Origin of the sequence: Hallella colorans (assembly GCF_003096815.1) — a bacterium.
GTDB classification, from domain to species: domain Bacteria; phylum Bacteroidota; class Bacteroidia; order Bacteroidales; family Bacteroidaceae; genus Prevotella; species Prevotella colorans.
This window is the reverse complement of sequence record NZ_QENY01000061.1, coordinates 1-1,023: the sequence shown is the minus strand read 5'-3', so window position 1 is coordinate 1,023 and position 1,023 is coordinate 1. Positions and strand designations below refer to the sequence as shown.

Here is a 1,023-nt window from a genome sequence, read left to right as displayed (position 1 = left end):
CCCATAATTGGGCAGCTGCCGTTCTTTTTCTCTTTGGAGCGATTGATATAAAAGAGTGTCTTGAATGTACTTCGTGCCATAATGTCAAAGTTTTAAGGTGAATGTATCTTGTATTCGCTGCTGTATCGCTTGCATATCCCGATGGATTCTTTCGGAGGAAACCGCTGCATATACCTGTGTCGTTCTCAGGTTGGTGTGTCCGAGCATACGGCTCACCGTTTCGATAGGAACGCCTGCCGAGAGCGTGATAAGCGAAGCAAAGGTATGGCGAGCCATGTGGAAGGTTAGCGGAGTTTCCATGCCGATGTTTCGTTGTATGTAGTGCATACCATTGAGGACAATGTCGGTGGTCGGCACGTCAAAGACAAAGCCCGCCCTTATCCCTCTATAACGATTCATGATAGTCAGCGCAGGGGGAAGCACCTGTACACGATACGGGGTCTTGGTCTTCATGCGTCTGCCCTTGATGCAGAGTTTGCCTTCTTCCAAGACAATGTTTTCCTCTCTCAGATTGCGGACATCGGAGATGGCAAGCCCTGAAAAGCAAGAAAAGACGAACAAATCACGGACAAAACGATAGTTCTCCCATTCAATCTCCAAGTTGATGATGCGCTCAAGTTCTTCCTGCGTAATGCTTCTCGGTTCACCCTTTGGTCGCTCGTAACTGTAGCCCAAGAACGGATAGAAGTCCAGCACACCTTTCTTTACCGCTATGCGGACAATGGTCTGCAAAGTAGACAAGGTACTCGATATGCTGCTGCGTTTCAGTCTGCGTTCGATGGTGAGATAATACTCGAATCCCTCGATAAATGCTTTATCCAACTGTGAAAGGGGTATATCGCTTACTTTATGCTTTTTCTGCACATACTCACGGAGCAGGGAGAGCTGGTAGGTACGAAGTTTGAACGTCTTCAAGGCTCGGTCGATGCCTATGCGCTCCTTTGTCTGTGTGAGATACTCCCCGAAACTCTCCAAGAGCAGGGTTTGGCGGTGGATTTGCCCCTGATAGGCATCCCTCACGTC

Annotated in this window: 1 protein-coding gene; it reads right to left on the bottom strand. The window is 48.6% G+C overall.

Translation table 11 applies throughout. The annotated features are described in order from the left end of the window. Positions 1-84: 84 nt before the first annotated feature. Positions 85-1,023 (bottom strand): site-specific integrase (locus tag C7379_RS12575; protein ID WP_116617559.1); only part of this gene is annotated, 939 nt, incomplete at its 5' end.